General features: G+C 58.3%; 18 protein-coding genes. 17 read left to right on the top strand and 1 reads right to left on the bottom strand.

Translation table 11 applies throughout. From position 1 onward, the window contains the following. The first annotated feature begins 2 nt into the window (after nucleotides 1-2). The 15 genes from NF347_RS10065 to tsaE all read left to right on the top strand — a co-directional run bounded on the left by NF347_RS10065 (nucleotide 3) and on the right by tsaE (nucleotide 16,430). Nucleotides 3-752, top strand: a complete 750-nt coding sequence (locus tag NF347_RS10065) for an ExbD/TolR family protein (protein WP_107035914.1) — start codon at nucleotides 3-5, stop codon at nucleotides 750-752. A gap of 36 nt (nucleotides 753-788) precedes the next feature. Continuing rightward, complete coding sequence (locus tag NF347_RS10070) at nucleotides 789-1,637, top strand: energy transducer TonB (RefSeq protein WP_107035913.1); 849 nt, start codon at nucleotides 789-791, stop codon at nucleotides 1,635-1,637. A gap of 151 nt (nucleotides 1,638-1,788) precedes the next feature. Beyond that, on the top strand, nucleotides 1,789-2,853 hold the full coding sequence (gene trpS, locus NF347_RS10075; RefSeq protein ID WP_107035912.1) for a tryptophan--tRNA ligase: 1,065 nt from the start codon (nucleotides 1,789-1,791) through the stop codon (nucleotides 2,851-2,853). Between the two features lie 275 nt (nucleotides 2,854-3,128). Beyond that, complete coding sequence (gene mce, locus NF347_RS10080; RefSeq protein ID WP_107035911.1) at nucleotides 3,129-3,551, top strand: methylmalonyl-CoA epimerase; 423 nt, start codon at nucleotides 3,129-3,131, stop codon at nucleotides 3,549-3,551. 44 nt (nucleotides 3,552-3,595) lie between these two features. Next, entirely contained in the window at nucleotides 3,596-5,149 is a 1,554-nt protein-coding gene (locus NF347_RS10085) for an acyl-CoA carboxylase subunit beta (protein ID WP_107035910.1), read from the top strand. Between the two features lie 15 nt (nucleotides 5,150-5,164). Continuing rightward, entirely contained in the window at nucleotides 5,165-6,079 is a 915-nt protein-coding gene (locus NF347_RS10090) for an OadG family transporter subunit (protein WP_107035909.1), read from the top strand. Nucleotides 6,080-6,127: 48 nt separating this feature from the next. Then, the gene (locus NF347_RS10095; protein WP_107035908.1) at nucleotides 6,128-6,562 is read left to right on the top strand and encodes a biotin/lipoyl-containing protein; all 435 of its coding nucleotides are present in this window, start codon (nucleotides 6,128-6,130) and stop codon (nucleotides 6,560-6,562) included. 45 nt (nucleotides 6,563-6,607) lie between these two features. Continuing rightward, a complete protein-coding gene (locus tag NF347_RS10100) occupies nucleotides 6,608-7,765 on the top strand; it encodes a sodium ion-translocating decarboxylase subunit beta (RefSeq protein WP_107035907.1) in 1,158 nt (385 codons plus the stop codon). Nucleotides 7,766-7,952: 187 nt separating this feature from the next. Continuing rightward, nucleotides 7,953-8,297 carry a hypothetical protein gene (locus NF347_RS10105; protein ID WP_107035906.1) on the top strand — a complete coding sequence of 115 codons (345 nt, stop codon included), beginning with the start codon at nucleotides 7,953-7,955 and terminating at the stop codon, nucleotides 8,295-8,297. A 111-nt stretch (nucleotides 8,298-8,408) separates the two neighbouring features. Beyond that, nucleotides 8,409-9,167: a tRNA threonylcarbamoyladenosine dehydratase gene (locus tag NF347_RS10110; protein WP_237613008.1), complete on the top strand. Its 759-nt coding sequence runs from the start codon at nucleotides 8,409-8,411 to the stop codon at nucleotides 9,165-9,167. A gap of 220 nt (nucleotides 9,168-9,387) precedes the next feature. Beyond that, complete coding sequence (locus NF347_RS10115) at nucleotides 9,388-9,660, top strand: co-chaperone GroES (protein ID WP_107035905.1); 273 nt, start codon at nucleotides 9,388-9,390, stop codon at nucleotides 9,658-9,660. Between the two features lie 56 nt (nucleotides 9,661-9,716). Continuing rightward, nucleotides 9,717-11,354: a chaperonin GroEL gene (gene groL / locus NF347_RS10120; RefSeq protein WP_107035904.1), complete on the top strand. Its 1,638-nt coding sequence runs from the start codon at nucleotides 9,717-9,719 to the stop codon at nucleotides 11,352-11,354. Between the two features lie 135 nt (nucleotides 11,355-11,489). Beyond that, a complete protein-coding gene (gene porW / locus NF347_RS10125) occupies nucleotides 11,490-14,324 on the top strand; it encodes a type IX secretion system periplasmic lipoprotein PorW/SprE (protein WP_107681656.1) in 2,835 nt (944 codons plus the stop codon). A gap of 115 nt (nucleotides 14,325-14,439) precedes the next feature. Continuing rightward, nucleotides 14,440-16,008, top strand: coding sequence for a T9SS response regulator signal transducer PorX (porX, locus tag NF347_RS10130; protein ID WP_107035902.1), 1,569 nt, complete (start codon nucleotides 14,440-14,442; stop codon nucleotides 16,006-16,008). Beyond that, a complete protein-coding gene (gene tsaE / locus NF347_RS10135) occupies nucleotides 16,005-16,430 on the top strand; it encodes a tRNA (adenosine(37)-N6)-threonylcarbamoyltransferase complex ATPase subunit type 1 TsaE (protein WP_107035901.1) in 426 nt (141 codons plus the stop codon). The genes porX and tsaE overlap by 4 nt, the downstream gene beginning before the upstream one ends. A 303-nt stretch (nucleotides 16,431-16,733) precedes the next feature. On the opposite strand, the gene NF347_RS10140 is transcribed toward tsaE, so the two are convergent. Then, complete coding sequence (locus NF347_RS10140; RefSeq protein WP_107681794.1) at nucleotides 16,734-18,188, bottom strand: aminoacyl-histidine dipeptidase; 1,455 nt, start codon at nucleotides 18,186-18,188, stop codon at nucleotides 16,734-16,736. Between the two features lie 210 nt (nucleotides 18,189-18,398). Between NF347_RS10140 and NF347_RS10145 the strand changes: the two genes are divergently transcribed. Both NF347_RS10145 and NF347_RS10150 read left to right on the top strand, forming a co-directional pair. Further along, nucleotides 18,399-18,575, top strand: coding sequence for a hypothetical protein (locus tag NF347_RS10145; RefSeq protein ID WP_161553878.1), 177 nt, complete (start codon nucleotides 18,399-18,401; stop codon nucleotides 18,573-18,575). A gap of 17 nt (nucleotides 18,576-18,592) precedes the next feature. Continuing rightward, nucleotides 18,593-19,183: an OmpH family outer membrane protein gene (locus tag NF347_RS10150; RefSeq protein ID WP_107035898.1), complete on the top strand. Its 591-nt coding sequence runs from the start codon at nucleotides 18,593-18,595 to the stop codon at nucleotides 19,181-19,183. Nucleotides 19,184-19,237: the final 54 nt, after the last annotated feature.

Below are 19,237 nucleotides of genomic sequence, written 5' to 3' on the forward strand. Positions count from 1 at the left end.
TTATGGCACAGATCGAACAATCAGACAAGGGCGGCAAAAAGAAAAAAGGCACCCAGAAGAAGATGCAGATCCACGTCGACTTCACCCCGATGGTCGACATGAACATGCTTCTGATTACGTTCTTCATGCTCTGCACCACGATGATAAAGTCGCAGACCCTGCAGATCACCCTCCCGACCAACGAGAAGGTGGAGCAGGAGCAGATGAACAAAGCTAAAGAATCAGAGGCTATCACGCTCATCGTTTCGACCGCCCGCAAGGACAACGGCGAAGTGGCCAGAGACGATGATGGAAGAGCAAAGAATGTTGTGTATTACTACACCGGACAGCCCCAGCTCGTCGACGACAACAACGACGGCGTGCTCGAGGACTCCAACCTCCAGAAGGAAGTGTTCCTCGGCAACGACGGCTCCACCCAGCGAGGCATACGCAAGATTCTCCACGACCGCAACAAGCAGGTACTCACCAAAATCAACGACCTGAAGGTAAAATGGCGCAACAAGGAATTCTCGTCCAACAAAGACAAGAACGACTCCATCTACCAGGCAATGGCCAAGGAGATCCGCAACGACTCCACACTGACCCGCCCCGTAGTTGTGATCAAGGCCACACCCGAAGCTTCATGGGAGAGCCTGATCAGCGCGCTCGACGAAATGCAGATCAACCAGATTTCGCGCTACCAGATCGACAACATCAACCACAACGACTCGTTGATGATCGAAGCCTACCAGCGCAAACATGGCAATAATTGATGAACGATTTATATTAACCCTTAAAGCTGAAAAAAAATGGCAAAAGATGTAGATCTTTCATCAAAAGAATGGCGCGACATAATCTTTGAAGGCAAAAACAAAGATTTCGGCGCTTATCAGCTCCGCAAGGGCTCGGTAAGCCGTCACAACCGCGCTATGATCGTGATCGTCATAGTGATCGCTATACTCTTCGCACTCGCATTCCTGGTCAACACCGTGATCAAGTCGGCTGAAGCCCGCCCCGAGGATACCATCGAGCAGGCCATGGCCGAGATGATCACCGATGAGGTCGATGAAGAGCCCGAGGAAGATGAGCCCCAGCGCATCGAAGAGCAGAAGCCCGAAGTGATCAAGGAGGAGCTTCTCAACACTACCAAAGCTGCTGAAATCCTTGTCGTTCCCGACGAGGAAGTGAAGGAGGAGATCAAGTCGCAGGACGACCTTAAGGACGACGACCGTGCCATCGGCGCCGTCAACGAGGACCGTGGTGTCGACGACATCATCAACGCACAGGAGCACAAAGACGTGGTAGTGGTCGAGGAGAAGGTAGAGCCTAAGGAAGAGCAGGTGTTCGACGCCGTAGAGCAGGATCCCCAGTTCCCCGGCGGCACAAAGGCTCTCGCTGAATACTTCAACAAAAACCTCGTATATCCCCCGATCGCAGCCGAGCAGGGCATACAAGGCGTAGTACACGTTCGCTTCGTGGTCCGCAAGGACGGCAAAGTAGACAAAGCACACGTGCTGCGCTCCAAAGACCCCGAGCTCGACAAAGAAGCTGTGAGAGTGGTCAGCAAGATGCCCAACTGGATTCCCGGCAAGATGAACGGACACAGCGTGAACGTGTGGTACACCGTTCCGGTGCGCTTCCGCCTCGCCAACCAGTAAGACACCGACATAATTCGAAACTATCCGCCGATGGCGGCCAGGTCAGCGAAAGCCGGCCTTGGCCGTCATCGCTATTTAAGGTGGTTTTGAAATGCGCCGGAAAATGAGTAATTTTGCGGCATACAAACTACGAAAACATCCAGCAAAGAATATGAATGGAAAAGAAACAGTGCTGAGCGGCATCAGAGCCACCGGCAACCTGCATCTGGGCAACTACTTCGGAGCGTTGAGCAAATTCGTCAGGATGCAGCGCGACTACGATTGCCTCTACTTTGTGGCCGACCTGCACGCTCTGACCACCAATCCCGATCCGGAACAGCTCCACCGCAATGTGCGCTCCATCGTGGCCGAATATCTTGCCGCCGGACTCGATCCGGAGGAGTCAACCCTGTTCGTGCAGAGCGATGTGCCTGAAATCTCCGAGATGTATCTGCTGCTCAACATGCATGTGGGCATAGGCGAGCTGATGCGCACCGCATCTTTCAAGGACAAGGCACGCAAGCAGCTCGGCATAAAGGTTGATGAGGACGACGAGAACATCGAGCGCCAGATCATAGGCAGCGACTCCAACAAGCGCGTCAATGCCGGCCTGCTCACATATCCTACGCTCATGGCTGTGGACATACTGATCCAGAAAGCCCATAAGGTGCCGGTAGGCAAGGACCAGGAGCAGCATCTCGAACTGACACGACGCTTCGCACGCCGCTTCAACTCGTTCTACGGAGTGGAACTTTTTCCCGAGCCGACCAATTTCGACTTCGGGGGCAAGCCTGTGAAGGTGCCCGGACTCGACGGCTCCGGCAAGATGGGCAAGAGCGAAGGCAACTGCATATATCTTATCGATGACGAAAAGACACTGCGCAAGAAGGTGATGCGCGCCGTCACCGACGAAGGCCCCAAGACTCCCGGCCAACCCGTCAGCCCGACAGTCGAAAACCTGTTCACGCTTCTCGAACTGACATCGACTCCCGAGGTAGTGAAACACTTCCGCGACGCTTACGCCGACTGCTCGATACGCTACGGCGACCTCAAGAAGCAGCTTGCCGACGACATACTGGCCATCACACTGCCGATACGCGAGCGCATACTCGACCTGCAGAGCGACGACGCAACGATCGGTCGCGTGCTGCGCCGAGGTGCGGAAATAGCACGCGAACGCGCATCGCGCACTCTGGCCGAAGTCCGCGAAGTGATGGGCATCCGCCGCTTCTATTGACCGGCCACTGCCCTGCGCAGACACCGACGCAAACACCACAGGCTCTGCACCGGGAATCAACATCCCGATGCAGGGCTTTTCGCATAATCCAACGGCGGCACGCCGTATATTTTTCCGCGGATAAATATTTGACGCATGGCACGGTAATCAACGTTTTTTTAGTATATTTGCGGTGCAAAGCGGCATCGCGTGGCGCCATAAAACGCCACGACAGGCCGCAATGCGCATACACTTACTGAAAATCAAACAATTACAATTACTTTATTTAATCCACAATGGACATTTCCCACATCGAACACGTCGGCATAGCCGTGCCGAGCCTCGACGAGGCAATCCCGTTCTACGAAAACATGCTCGGCCTCAAGTGCTTCGCTATCGAAGAGGTGGCCGATCAGAAAGTGCGCACAGCCTTCTTCCGCGTCGGACAGACCAAGATCGAGCTTCTCGAACCCACGGCCGAAGACAGCGCCATAGCCAAGTTCATCGCCAACAACGGCGGTCGCGGAGGCATCCAGCACATAGCTTTCGCCGTGGCCGACGGAGTGGCCAACGCCCTGGCTGAAATCGAGGAGAAAGGCGGCCGCCTGATCGACAAGGCGCCCCGCAAGGGAGCCGAGGGTCTCAACATAGCCTTCATACACCCGAAATCGTCGGTGGGCACTCTGGTGGAACTCTGCGAGGATCCCGCCAAGAAGTGACGCCGCAAGAAATCTATTGACAACAATCCACAACACAACTCTATATGAGCAACCAGCTTGAAAAGGTTCAGGAGCTTATAGCGCTCCGCAATGAAGCTCGTCTCGGCGGCGGCGAAAAAGCCATCGAGAAACAGCATGCCCGCGGCAAATACACCGCCCGCGAACGTATCGCACAGCTCCTCGACGAGGGATCGTTCGAGGAGATCGACATGTTTGTACGTCACCGCTGCCACAACTTCGGACAGGAAAAGAAAAGCTATCTCGGCGACGGCGTGGTGACAGGCTACGGCACCATCAACGGCCGTCTGGTATATGTTTTCGCACAGGACTTCACCGTGTTCGGCGGATCGCTCAGCGAAACCATGGCCCTGAAGATATGCAAGATCATGGATATGGCCATGAAGATGGGAGCGCCCGTGATCGGCCTCAACGACTCCGGCGGCGCCCGCATCCAGGAGGGCATCAACGCTCTCGCAGGCTACTCTGAGATATTCCAGCGCAACATCCTCGCTTCGGGTGTGATACCCCAGATTTCGGGCATCCTCGGTCCCTGCGCTGGCGGCGCCGTCTACTCCCCCGCCCTCACCGACTTCACCATCATGACCAAGGGCATATCCTACATGTTCCTCACAGGCCCGAAGGTGGTGAAGACCGTCACCGGCGAGGATGTGACCCAGGATCAGCTCGGCGGAGCAGAAGTTCACTCCACCAAGAGCGGCGTGGCCCACTTTGCCGCCGAAGACGGCGAAGAGTGCCTGAAGGTGATCCGCAAGCTCTTCAGCTTCATACCCCAGAACAACCTCGAGGAGCCGCCGGTGATGCCCTGCGACGACCCGATCGACCGTCTGGAGGACTCGCTCAACGAGATCATTCCCGACTCGGCCACCCGTCCCTACGACATGTATGAGGTGATCGGCGCCATCATCGACAACGGCGAATTCCTCGAAGTGCAGCGCGACTACGCCAAGAACATCATCATAGGCTTCGCCCGCTTCAACGGACAGAGCGTCGGCATCGTGGCCAACCAGCCCAAATATCTTGCCGGTGTGCTCGACAGCAACGCATCGCGCAAGGCAGCCCGCTTCGTGCGCTTCTGCGACGCCTTCAACATCCCTCTGGTGACCCTCGTCGACGTGCCCGGATTCCTTCCCGGCACCGGTCAGGAATACAACGGCGTCATACTCCACGGCGCCAAGCTGCTCTACGCCTACGGCGAGGCCACTGTGCCCAAGGTGACCGTCACCCTGCGCAAGAGCTACGGCGGCTCTCACATCGTGATGAGCTGCAAACAGCTCCGCGGCGACATGAACTATGCATGGCCCACGGCCGAGATCGCCGTGATGGGCGGCGCCGGTGCCGTAGAGGTGCTCTACGCCAAGGAGGCCAAGGAATCGGACAACCCCGCAGCCGTGCTCAAGGAGAAGGAGAACGAGTACAACAAGCTCTTCTGCAACCCCTACAACGCCGCCCGCTACGGCTACATCGACGACGTGATCGAGCCGCGCAACACCCGTTTCCGCATCATCCGCGCCCTTCAGCAGCTCGCCACGAAGAAACTCACCAATCCTGCCAAGAAACATGGCAACATCCCCCTCTAAAACACTGTCAGCATCATGAAAAAAATCTGTATAACGGTGCTGGTGGCAGTCGTGGCGCTCATTGCGGCGTCGGACGCTTCGGCCCAGGGTCGCAGAGGCCTGAGGCTCAACGAGGTGATGGTGACCAACGACAGCAGCGTCACGGACGACTACGGCCGCCGCAGCGCGTGGGTGGAGCTTTTCAACTCCACTTTCGCCCCGCTTGAGATCTCGAGCGTGTTCATCACCGACGACCCCTCCAACCCCAAGAAATATCCTGTGCCGCTGGGTGATGTCAACACCCGTATCCCCAAACGCCAGCATGTGGTGTTCTGGGCCGACGGCCAGCCCTCCAAGGGCACGTTCCACATGAACTTCACCCTCCGCGAGGGTCAGGACAACTGGATCGGAGTGTATGACGCCGACGGCAAGACACTCATCGACGAGGTGACCGTGCCCGCATCGCTCGCACCCAACACCACCTACGCCCGCTCCGAGGACGGAACAGGCGAATGGGAGGTGCGCGACGGCTCGGGCGCACGCCACGTGACCCCCAGCTCGGCCAACGTGATCCGCGACACCAACTCGAAGGTTGAGATGTTTGCCGAGCGCGACGAGAACGGCTTCGGCATGACCGTAATGGCCATGTGCATCGTGTTCTCGGCTCTGCTGCTGCTCTCTGTGTGCTTCTACGTGATCAGCAAGATCGGCGAGCACTATTCGAAGGGCAACAAGGCCAAGTCGCACGGCGCCAAGCTTCAGGAGCTCACACGCGAAGAGCGTCCCGACTCCGACTCGGGCGAGGCCATCGCAGCCATCGCCCTGGCGCTCCACGAGCATCTCGACGCCCACGACCGCGAGAACACCGTGCTCACCATCAACAAGGTGCGCAAAGCCTACTCGCCGTGGAACTCGAAGATCTACAACATGCGTCAGGCGCCGCGTCACTGATGAGCGTCAACATCACTCCCTAACCCATACTCCATATCATCAAAAACAATGAAAGAATACAAATATAAGATCAACGGCAACACCTACAAGGTGGCCGTCGGCGACATCGACAACAATTCAGCCCAGGTGGAAGTGAACGGCATCCCCTACAAGGTGGAACTCGAACGCAAGGACAAGCCCGTGACCATCGTCAACGCTCCCCGTCCGTCGGCCGCTCCGCGCACCGACAGCGGCGCCAAGGTGATAGCCACCCCCAAGACCACCGGCTCCGGCCATCAGGTGAAGGCTCCGCTCCCCGGCACGATCCTCAGCGTGCAGGTGAAGCCGGGCGACACCGTCAAGGCCGCCGACACAGTAGTGATGCTCGAGGCCATGAAGATGGAGAACGCCATCCACGCCGGCCGCGACGGCAAGGTTGCCTCCGTCAACGTAGCGCAGGGAGAGGCTGTGCTCGAAGGAGCAGTGCTCATCACTCTCGAATGATAGAAACCACCTGATTACCCACAGCTCAATAAAACGAATCAAGCTATGTCATTCGGTGATTTCTTAGCCAACAACCTCCATCAGTTCTGGATCCTTACAGGATTCCACAACGCCACATGGGAGCATTTCGTCATGCTGGCCGTAGGTCTTTTCTTTATCTGGCTTGCCATCAAGAAAGACTTCGAGCCGATGCTCCTGGTGCCGATCGGCTTCGGCATACTCATAGGCAACATTCCGTTCAACACCACCGCCGGCCTCGACGTGGGCATCTATGAGGAGGGCTCCGTGCTCAACATCCTCTACAACGGCGTATCGGCCGGATGGTATCCTCCGCTGATATTCCTCGGCATAGGCGCCATGACCGACTTCTCGGCTCTGATAGCCAATCCGAAGCTGATGCTTATCGGCGCGGCCGCCCAGTTCGGCATCTTCGGCGCCTACATGGTGGCCCTGCTTCTGGGCTTCACGCCCGACCAGGCCGGTGCCATAGCCATCATCGGCGGCGCCGACGGCCCCACGGCCATATTCCTGTCGTCGAAACTGGCTCCCAACCTGATGGGCGCTATCGCAGTGTCGGCCTACTCCTACATGGCTCTGGTGCCTGTGATCCAGCCGCCGCTGATGCGCCTGTTCACCACCAAGAAGGAGCGTCTGATCAAGATGAAGCCGGCCCGCGCCGTGTCGCAGAACGAGAAGATCATATTCCCGATCCTCGGCCTTCTGCTGACCTGCTTCGTGGTGCCTTCGGGCATACCCCTGCTGGGCATGCTCTTCTTCGGCAACCTGCTTCGCGAGTGCGGCGTATGCACCCGTCTGGCCAAGACTGCCAGCAACGCCCTGACCGACATCGTCACCATATTGCTCGGCATGACCGTCGGCGCCTCCACTCAGGCATCGGAGTTCCTGACCGCGCAGACCATCGGCATCTTCGCCCTCGGCTTCATGGCGTTTATCATCGCCTCGTCGTCGGGCGTGCTCTTCGTGAAGCTCTTCAACCTCTTCCTGCCGAAGCACAAGAAGATCAATCCGCTGATCGGCAACGCCGGCGTATCGGCCGTCCCCATGTCGGCCCGTATCTCCAACAACCTCGGTCTGGAGTACGATCCGTCGAACTATCTGCTCATGCACGCCATGGGTCCGAACGTGGCCGGTGTCATCGGCTCTGCCGTGGCAGCCGGCGTGCTGCTGGGCTTCCTGGCCTGACCAACGCTGCATCAGCCACATACACTATGACAAGGCGTTCCGGACAGCTTCGCTCTCCGGAGCGCCCTGTCATTATGAGGGCCGACAAAACAATTGCGGCATAATCAGCGTTATAATGTAAAACACGGGCGAGAGCGGCCTGAGACCGCCCGCTCCGGATGCATTTCACTCCAAGCAGGAAAAAGACATGGTGACAAAAAAGGTAATAGACACAATCTACAAGACCTACCGGCAGCGTCCGGCCTCATCGGAGGATCTCGACATAGCTCTGCTCTTCGAGCAGCTGCCGCTCGAGCACGGAATAGGCATCGAGGGCGACAGCCTGATCATAGGCAGTATTCCGGAGAGTTCTCCGTTCCACAGCCTTCCTCTGGGACATATCCACGGCATAATCGACTTCGACGACTGCGTGGCAGTGGCGCTTCACAGCTCGATAGTGTTTCTCGACAAAGAGAGCGACCGCACATCGGTGCATCTTCACCAGGATCGACCTTCGCTGCTCGACCGCCTGCGTCTCAGCCTGCAGTCATGACGCTCCGGCAACCGACAGCCACAACCGATGCTGACAGCCCGTCCAAGCAAGCGGCGCAATTCAAGCATATCAATCAATTTCATCACACATACATAACATTTCATCACGACAGTGACCGACCGACGTTTTGACCGCACCCGCCGCCTCATAGGCGACGAACAGATGGAGCGCCTCGCCGCCTCATCGGCCATAGTATTCGGCATAGGAGGAGTGGGCGGATGGACCGCCGAATGCCTCGCACGCACCGGCATAGGACGCCTCACGATAGTAGATCCCGACGACGTGGCCCAGACCAACATCAACCGCCAGGTGATGGCTCTCGGATCGACCACCGGATGCCCGAAGACCGACATCCTCGCCGAGCGACTTCTCGACATAAACCCCGGCCTCGACCTGAGGCTGATGCGACGCCGCTACACAGCCGAACATGCCGCCGACTTCGACATAGCAGGGCATGACATCACCATCGACGCCATCGACTCCCTGGCCGACAAGGCCGCTCTGATACTCCACGCCACATCCACCCCCTCGACCCGGCTATTGTCGTCGATGGGCGCCGCGCTCAAAGCTGATCCCACGAAAGTCAGCGTGGCCGAATTCTGGCAGGTCAAAGGGTGTCCGCTCGCGGCGGCGCTCCGGCGCCGGTTCAAGCGCGACGGCATGACGCCGCGCCGGAAATTCCGCTGCGTCTACTCTCCCGAACTGCTGACCAACGCCGGCGACGAGCCTGACCCTGACGGCACCATGACCTACGGCAAGCGCGCCATCAACGGAGCTCTGTGCCATATCACCGCCATATTCGGGTTCACTCTGGCAGGACTCGCCATCGACACCCTGCTGAAACATCAGCCCGCCGGAGATTCAAAGTGACCGGCCCCAGCTACTGACATTGCCACTCCCTATGGTGAACTTTAGCATGAGGCAGGGCGTTACCCCTCTGATGCCATCGCCAAACCAGAGGGTGACATTGCCATTTTGGCAGACCGACTGACACGCCCGCGCTTTGGCACGGAATATGCATTGAGCATAATGCACCACAATGCGACAACAAGACAACAATCAGAAACTATAAAACAAAAACTACCGAATCATGAACATCAAACCATTGGCCGACAGGGTTCTTATCAAGCCCGTCGCCGCTGAAGAAGTGACAGTGGCCGGAATCATCATCCCCGACTCCGCCAAAGAGAAGCCCCTCAAAGGCACTGTAGTCGCTGCAGGCTGCGGCACCAAAGATGAGGAGATGACAGTGAAGGCCGGCGACACTGTGCTCTACGGCAAATATTCAGGCAACGAGATCGAATTCGAGGGCGAAAAATACCTCATCATGCGTCAGAGCGACATCCTCGCTATCGTGGAATAAGCGGTCAGCTCTCACCTCCCTCACCATAAATTCAACAATATAAACGACCAACAACCATGGCAAAAGAGATAAAATTTGAGATAAAGGCTCGCGAAGAGCTCAAGAAAGGCGTCGACGCCCTGGCCGATGCCGTGAAAGTGACCCTCGGCCCGAAAGGCCGCAACGTGATCATCGAGAAGAAATTCGGCGCACCCCACATCACCAAGGACGGTGTGAGCGTAGCCCGCGAAGTGGAGCTTGAGGATCCGTTCCAGAACATGGGCGCACAGCTCGTCAAGGAAGTGGCCTCGAAGACCGGCGACGACGCCGGCGACGGCACCACCACCGCCACCGTGCTCGCCCAGTCGATCATCAACGTAGGCCTCAAGAACGTGGCCGCCGGCGCCAATCCCATGGACATCAAGCGCGGCATCGACAAGGCTGTGGCAGCCGTAGTGGAGGGCATCCGCGCCCAGAGCCAGGAGGTAGGCGACGACTTCAAGAAGATCGAGGACGTGGCACGCATCTCGGCCAACAACGACGAGAACATCGGCCGCCTCATCGCCGAGGCCATGAAGAAAGTGAAGAAAGAGGGCGTGATCACCGTCGACGAGGCCAAAGGCACCGAAACTACGGTTGACATCGTAGAGGGCATGCAGTTTGACCGCGGCTATATCTCGCCCTACTTCGTGACCAACACCGAGAAGATGGAGTGCGAGATGGAATCGCCCTACGTGCTGATCTTCGACAAGAAGATCTCCAACCTCAAGGACATGCTCCCCATACTCGAGGCCACGGCACAGAGCGGACGTCCGCTGCTGATCATCGCCGAGGACGTAGAGTCGGAAGCCCTCGCCACCCTCGTGGTCAACCGTCTGCGCGGCTCCCTGAAGATCTGCGCCGTCAAAGCCCCCGGCTTCGGCGACCGCCGCAAGGAGATGCTTGAGGACATCGCCGTGCTGACCGGCGGCACCGTAGTATCGGAAGAGAAGGGCATGAAGCTCGAGAACACCACTCTCGACATGCTCGGACGCGCCGAGAAGATCACCGTCAACAAGGAGAACACCACCATAGTCAACGGCGCCGGCAACAAGGATGCCATCGCCGCCCGCGTGGCACAGATCAAGACCCAGATCGAAAACACCACCAGCGACTATGACCGCGAAAAGCTTCAGGAACGTCTGGCCAAGCTCGCCGGCGGAGTGGCAGTGCTCCATATCGGCGCACCCTCCGAAGTGGAGATGAAGGAGAAGAAAGACCGTGTGGACGACGCCCTGAGCGCCACCCGCGCCGCCATCGCCGAGGGTATCGTTCCGGGCGGAGGCGTGGCCTACATCCGCTGCATCGCCTCGCTTGAGGGTCTCAAGGGCGACAACGATGACGAAACCACCGGCATACTCATCGTGAAGCGCGCCATCGAGGAGCCCCTGCGCCAGATCGTGGCCAACGCCGGCGTAGAGGGAGCCGTAGTAGTGCAGAAAGTGAAGGACGGCAGCGCCGACTTCGGCTACAACGCCCGCACCGACAAGTACGAGAACCTTCTGGCCGCAGGCGTGATCGATCCCGCCAAGGTGACCCGCGTGGCTCTGGAGAACGCCGCCTCGATAGCCGGCATGTTCCTCACCACCGAGTGTGTGATCGCCGACAAGAAAGAGGAGAATCCCGCTCCGGCAATGCCCGCTCCCGGCATGGGCGGCATGGGCGGCATGATGTGATCTCCCACGGCCTGTAAACATATTCTTAACAAGACTGCCTCGGCTCCGGCCGCAGGCAGTCTTATTTTTTGCCGGAGCGGATTTTGCCATGACCGATACCTCGCGATTTTTCGCTAACTTTGCCGCATGTATAGAATGATGAGACTACTACTGTGGATAATGGCCATAGCGGTGCTGTTGGCGGCGGGCGGATGCTCCACGCGCAAGAACACCGCCGCCAACCGTCAGTATCAGTCCTTCATCACCCGCTACAACATACTTTTCAACGGCGACGAGCATTACCGCCAGACCCTGGCCGACATGGAGCGGTCATACGACGACGACTTCACACGCCTGCTGCCGGTGCATCCCGCCGAAGCCCGCCGCGACCCCAAGGCTCCGCAGCCCCAGGGCGACTTCGGCCGATCGATAGAGAAGGCTCAGAAAGCCATCAGAGTGCGCTCCATCAAGAAGAAGCCACGCCGTCAGGCCGGACGCCGCTCCGACCCGGAATACCGCAAATGGATGCAGCGCGAAGAGTATAATCCGTATCTCCACAACGCATGGATGCTCCTCGGCCGCTCACGCTACATGAACGGCGAGTTTCTGCCCGCCGCCACCACATTCATGTACGTGGCCAACCACTTCTCATGGCTGCCCCAGACTGTGGCCGAAGCACGTATATGGCAGGCACGCAGCTATCTTGCCGAAGGATGGACCGGCGAGGCCGAGGCTACCCTCGGACGCGTCAGGGAGAGCGACCTCACATCGGACGAACTGCGCCACCAGTATGCCCTCGCACAAGCCGAGGCCGCCATAGCCCGCCGCGACTGGCAGAGCGCCGCCGCCCCGCTGCGCCAGGCCGCCGCCACAGCCAAAGGCGCTCAGAAGACGCGGCTCACCTATCTGCTGGGACAGGTGATGCTCGCCGGAGGCGACAAGGCGGGAGCTGCCGAAGCCTTCCGCAGAGTGGAGAAGAGCAGCTCGGCGGCCTACCCGATGCGTTTCAACGCCCGCATACGGCGCAGCGAAACGACCGGCCTCGACGCCATGTCGGCCGACCGTCTGCGCAACGAGCTGAAAGCCCTCGGACGCATGACAAGCTACGGCCGCAACGCACGCTATCTCGACCAGATACACTATGCGGCCGGCAACATACACATAGCGCTCGGCGACACCGCCATGGCCATGCACTCCTACGCCCTGGCCGCCGAAAAATCGGAGCGCAGAGGCGTCGACATGGCTCTCGCCCGGCTTGCATTGGGACGTCTGTACTTCGAGCGCGCCGACTACGACCACGCACAGCCCTGCTATGCCGAGGCCGTGGCTCTTCTGCCCGAGACATTCGAGGGTATAAGGCAGATACGCGACCGGAGCGATGTGCTCGACGAGCTTGCCGTGTATTCCCGCACCGTCAGCCTCAACGACTCGCTGCTGCGGCTCGCCGACATGCCCGAGACCGACCGGCTCAAAGCGATCGACGCCATCATCGAGCGCCTGCGCCGCGAAGAGCAGGCCAAAGCCGAAGAGGAGGAACGACAGCAACGGGAGGCGGAGGCCGCCGACAACAGCGCCGGGATCGCCGCATCCACCACCTCGGGCAACGCATCGGCGCCCACGGCATTCACCCGCCAGAGCGGCGACGGGTCATGGTATTTCTACAACCGTCAGGCCATAGAGGCGGGCCGCGCCGAATTCCGCCGCCGCTGGGGCACGCGCAAACCGGAAGACAACTGGCGCCGCAGCGACAAGGCCGCCTACGCCGCAATAGACGACACCGACACCAACGACGCAAAGCCCGACACCACAGCCACCGACGACCCGCAGGGCGCACAGAGCGCCACAGCGGCATCAGACCCGCACGAACGCGCCTACTATCTGGCACAGATACCGGCCGACAGCCTGTCGAGAAAGAAAGCCCATGACGCCATACAGGAGGGTCTGTTCAACCTGGGGCTGATACTGAAGGACAAGCTCGACGACTACACCGAGGCCCGGCGCCACTGGAACCGACTGCTGCGGCAATATCCCGACAACATATACCGTCCGGAGCTATACCACAATCTGTATCTCATGGCCGCACGAATAGGCGACAACGCCGAAGCCGAACGGTGGCGGCTTCTCATGGCCGGTGAGTTCGCCGACACCCCGCTCGGCAAAGCGATGGCCAATCCCGACTATCTGCGCGACCTCAAAGAGATGCATTCGCGGCAGGAACAGCTCTATGCGGCCGCCTACGAAGCCTATCTGGCCAACGACAACGACTCTGTGCGCAGCGCCGCCGAATATGCCCGCACCCACTATCCCACCAGCCAGATACTGCCTAAATTTCTATTTATCGACGCTCTGACCTACGCCACGCAGGGCGACGCCGGAGAGTTCCGCTCGCGGCTGAAACATCTGGTGGAGACATATCCCCAGGCCGATATGGCTCCGCTTGCCGCGGGATGGCTGCGCGAAAGCCTCAAAGGGCGCAAGATCAACAGTTCGGGCACCAATGTGCGCGGCATGATCTGGGCCACGAGGCTCACCAACGACTCAACCATGCTCGCCGCCGCCACCGACAGCCTGAGCGGCATATCGTTTGAGCGCGATGCCGACGCACCCCATCTGGTGGTGCTGGCATTTGCCGTCGACACCATCAATCCCAATATCCTGCTCTATAACGTGGCCCGCTACAACTTCGCCACATTCGCCGTGCGCGACTTCGACCTCGAACCGATGCAGTTCGGGCCGCTCGGACTGCTTGCCGTCAAAGGCTTCGCCGACCGTGCGGAGGCCTCGCGCTATCTCACCATGATGCTTGCCGATCCGGATTCGGGGATCACGCCCGAGGTGAGGCCGATAGTCATATCGCAGCCCGACTTCACCCGCCTCATAGGCGCAGGACTCTCGCTCGACGACTACCTCAACGGAGAAGAGGAGGAGGGAGAAGAGCTATCGGAATTATCGGAGGAGATCGGAGACGAGGGCGGCAGCAATATGCGATAGCCGGTGACCCGGGCTAGCGCGGGCGACCCATATCCCGCCAACAATCGGCGACAACGGATGATATCGGAGGGCAGCGATTTGTCAGTTAGGGGGAATTTGACTAATTTTGCTACAAATGACAACGAATCGCCAACCACGCATATTATGGGCCGACGATGAGATCGACATGCTCCGGCCACATATCATGTTTCTGGAGAGCAAGGGTTATGAACTGACCACCGTGTGCTCCGGATCAGACGCGCTTGAGGCGATGGAGTCGGCGGAGTTTGATATGGTGATTCTCGACGAGCACATGCCGGGCATCACCGGCCTGCAGACCCTGCAGTCCATCAAGCAGCAACACCCCCACATGCCGGTGATCATGATCACCAAAAGCGAGGAGGAGAACATCATGGAGCGCGCCATAGGCTCACGCATCGCCGATTATCTGATAAAGCCCGTAAATCCCAACCAGATACTTCTTTCGATAAAGAAGACACTCGACGGCCGTCGACTGGTGGCCGACACGTCGACTTCGGGCTATCGTGCGGAATTCGGCGCGATAACGGCAAGCATAGCCCAATGCGCTACGCTCGACGACTGGAGGGATCTGTACCGCCGTCTCGTCTACTGGCAGACCGAGCTGTCGGCCCAGACCCACACGCTGCAGGCCGACACGGCTGAAATGGCTTCGATACTCGCCACCCAGATCGACGAGGCCAACACGGTTTTCGGCAAATTCATACGCCGCAACTACCGCGATCTGCTGCTTAACGAGCCGCTGACAAGCCCCGGCCTGATACGCTCGAGAGTGATGCCTCTGCTGAAGGAGGATCCGGTGTGGTTTGTGGTGATCGACAATTTCAGACTCGACCAGTGGCTGGCTCTGAAATCGCTCCTGTCCAATCTGTTTACGTTCAGCGACGAAACTCTGTCGCTATCGATACTCCCCACTTCGACACAGTTTGCGCGCAACGCCATCTTCGCCGGCATGATGCCGTCGGAGATAAAGCGCCGGTGGCCTGATCTGTGGGTTGATGATGACGCCGCCGAGTCGAAAAATATGGCCGAAGAGCGTCTGCTGGCGATGCAGCTCGAACGCCACGGCTTCCGCGAGCGCATGAGCTATTCCAAGATTTTTGATTCGGAGGGGTGCGAGCAGTTCATCTCCACTATGGCCGACCGCGCCGACTGCAGACTTAACGCCGTGGTGATCAACTTCATCGACATGCTGTCGCACGCACGCACCGAGTCGCGCACGGTCAGGGAACTGGCGTCGACCGACGCCGCCTATCTGTCGATCACCGACTCATGGCTGCGCCACTCCCCCACCCTGGAGCTGTTCAGCCGCATAGCGGCCACAGGCCAGAAGGTGGTGCTCGCCACCGACCACGGCACAATCAGAGTGGCCACTCCGCAGCGTATCGTAGGCGACCGCACGCTCACCACCAATCTGCGATACAAAGCCGGCCGCGGCATGGACTACAACGCCCGGCAGGTGATGGTGGCCGACCGTCCGGCGGAGATCGGTCTGCCGGTGAAACGGATCGGTGAGGAATACGTGTTTGCCACCGGTCGCGACTTCTTTGCCTATCCCAACAATTACAACCATTACGCACAATACTACCGCGGCACCTTCCAGCACGGAGGCATTTCGATGGAGGAGATGCTCGTGCCGCTGGTGACACTCACAAGCAAGCTATGACAACAATAGAGATATCCACAATCGCCGACATCGACAGCGCGGCAGCCAAGCTCGCCGACGCTCTTGAGGCTTCGGGCGCAACAGTAGTGGCCTTCGACGGAGAAATGGGCGCAGGCAAGACCACGCTGATCTCGGCTCTGTGCCGCAAGATGGGCGTGGCCGACGACATGGCAGCATCGCCCACATTCGCCATAATCAATGAGTACAGCGGATCGATGCCGCGACCGATCTACCACTTCGACCTCTACCGCATAGAGAGCATCGAGGAGGCTCTCGATCTGGGACTCGACGACTATTTCTACTCCGGCTCGCCATGCTTTATCGAGTGGGCCGAGCGGATAGAGCCGCTGTTGCCCGACGACACGCTTCACGTAGCGATAAAAGTGAACGCCGACGGTTCGCGGACACTGACCATGCCCTGACAGAAGGGAGAGACCCGCGAGGCATATCAGTGACTGCATGACAAACAAAACAGGCGCCCGCAGAGAGAACGGATCTCACTGCGGGCGCTGATATTACGGGCCGGAAGCGGCTTATTTCTTAGAGTATGTTTGAATTTAACACGAAGATATATTTCCGGACTTCTTTCCATCCCCTCAAAGGTCTTTTCGGGCGATTTGCGTCAAGTTTCATCGGTCACGATGCCCGCATCGCTCCCTCTTCAACTCACGCAAATCTATCCGAAAATCCTCTTTGAGTGAACAGAAGTGAAATTCAAACACACTCTAAAGATCGGCCACCTTCTTGAGGATCAATTTAAGATGGTTGTAGAAACGCTCTACCGCCGGGATGTACATGCGCTCCGACGGAGAGTGGACTCCCTGCAGAGTGGGACCGAACGACACCATGTCGAGGTGGGGGAACTTCTCCAGGAATAGTCCGCACTCCAGACCGGCGTGGATAGCCTTGATGGCGGGCGTCACTCCGTAGAGTTCGCTGTAGGCGTCGCTGGCGATCTTCATGATGGGCGATTCGAGATTGGGCGCCCATCCGGGATAGCCCTCGCCATGCACCACCTTGGCTCCGGCGAGTGCGAAGAGAGCCTCCACCTGATTGGCGATATCCCACTTGCGCGAGTCGACAGAACTGCGCTGCGATGTGGTGACCACCACTTCGTTGCTCTCCTTCATCTTGACCGAAGCGAGGTTGGTGGATGTCTCGACAAGGCCGGGCATCACACGGCTCATCGACACGACTCCGTGGGGAGCGCTGTAGATCGAACGGATGAGCTTCAAAGTGGTGTCGGAATCGATGCAGAACTCGGGCTTGTCGACGCTCTCCATGGTGATCTCGATAGTGGGTTCGAGATCGGAGTATTCATTCTCCACCTCGGCGATGAAATGGTTGAGAGCCACGCGGACATCCTCTTTCTTGGATGTGTGGACTCCGACAACGGCGTGTGCGGCGCGCGGAATGGCGTTGCGCAGGTTGCCGCCGTCGATCTCGGCGAGCGAAAGCTCATATTTCTTGCTGAGGTTGAAGAGGAAGCGTGCGAGGAGCTTGTTGGCGTTGGCTCTTCCGAGGTGGATATCGCCTCCGGAGTGTCCGCCCTGTCCCTTGGCTATATCGACCTTGAAATAGGTGAAATCGTTGGGCGCGAACGAACGATTGTAGGTGAATGTGCACACAGTGTCGACACCTCCGGCACATCCGACGAATATCTCGGCATCGTCTTCGGAGTCGAGATTGAGCAGGATCGATCCGGAAATCATGTCGCCCTCAAGACCGAAGGCACCGGTCATGCCGGTTTCCTCGTCGACAGTCACGAGCGCCTCGAGCGGACCGTGCACCGAGTCGGGATCGGTCATTACGGCGAGCGCCGCCGCCACACCTATTCCGTTGTCGGCTCCGAGCGTGGTGCCTTCGGCACGCACCCAGTCGCCGTCGACCACAGTGGTGATGGGAGTGTTGTCGAAGTCGAACGACTTGTCGTTGCTCTCACACACCATATCCATGTGGCCCTGGAGTATCACCGTAGGAGCATTCTCATGACCCGGAGTGGCGGGCGCAGAGATGACCACGTTGCCCACCTTGTCGGTCTTGGCCTGAAGATTGTGTTGCTTGGCGAAATCGAGCAGATAGCGGCGTATTTTCTCCTCCTTCTTGGACGGACGGGGCACCTTCGTGATCTGATCGAAGATTTCAAAGACCCTTTTGGGTTCGAGTTCTTTAACTGTCATGTCGCAGATTGTCTTTTATGGGTTTGAATTTTCAGAGATTGTCGCGATGTCGCCTCCCGGCGCTCCTGGAAGCGTCAAGAGATGTAGCTTTTTGGCAAAGAATGTTAAATTTCAAGCCAAACCGCACACTAAATTACAAAATAAAATCGACACATTGCAAATAATTTGCAGACCTTTCCTATATTTGCACAGCGAAACCGCAACCGACCTATGAAAACTGTGCTTCTGACAATGACAATGGTGCTCGTGGCAGGGCTTCTTCTCGCAGTGAAAGTCCTCACAGTCAGAGGAGGACGATTTCCCTCGCACCACCAGAGCCATCAGACTCCACGCAGACAAGGGCGACCGACAGCGGCCAACGCTACCGACACAGTGAAAAAATCCTAATTAACCTCATATCAGAAATGAAAAAAACGGCTTTACCGTTAGCTATCTTCATGAGTCTTGCCGCTGCTTCGTGCGCCAACCAGAACGCCGACCAGGCAGCGACTGCCGCCGATTCAACAGCTGAAGCCAAGGCACCGTCCATGAACATCCGCTTTATCGACGCAGACTCCATCACCACCCACTACAATCTCGCAAAAGACTTCAAGGATATCGCCATCCGTGCTATCAGCAAGCTTGAAAACGCCCAGCAGAACAAGGGCGCGGAGATACAGCGCTTCGCCGCACAGATAGAGCAGAAATACCGCTCGAACGGCTACCTCTCGCAGGCAAGCTACGAGGCCGACATGAACAAGCTCAACAAGATGCAGCAGGACGCCCAGAACTATCTGGCCAACCTGCAGAACACCACCGACCAGGAGATGGCCGAACAGCGTCAGCAGCTCAACGACTCGATTGAGAACTACATCAAGATCTACAACGCCGGCAAAGGCTATGACGCGATACTCTACCGCCATTCCGGAGTGTATTTCAACCCCGATCTCGACATCACCAACGAAATCATCGAGGGTCTGAACGCACGCTACAACAAGGTCGAGAAGGCCAACTGAGCCACACAAGGCCTAACAATACAGAAACCGCAGCCCATACAGCCCGGACACAGG

The organism is Paramuribaculum intestinale, assembly GCF_030759015.1.
GTDB classification, from domain to species: domain Bacteria; phylum Bacteroidota; class Bacteroidia; order Bacteroidales; family Muribaculaceae; genus Paramuribaculum; species Paramuribaculum intestinale.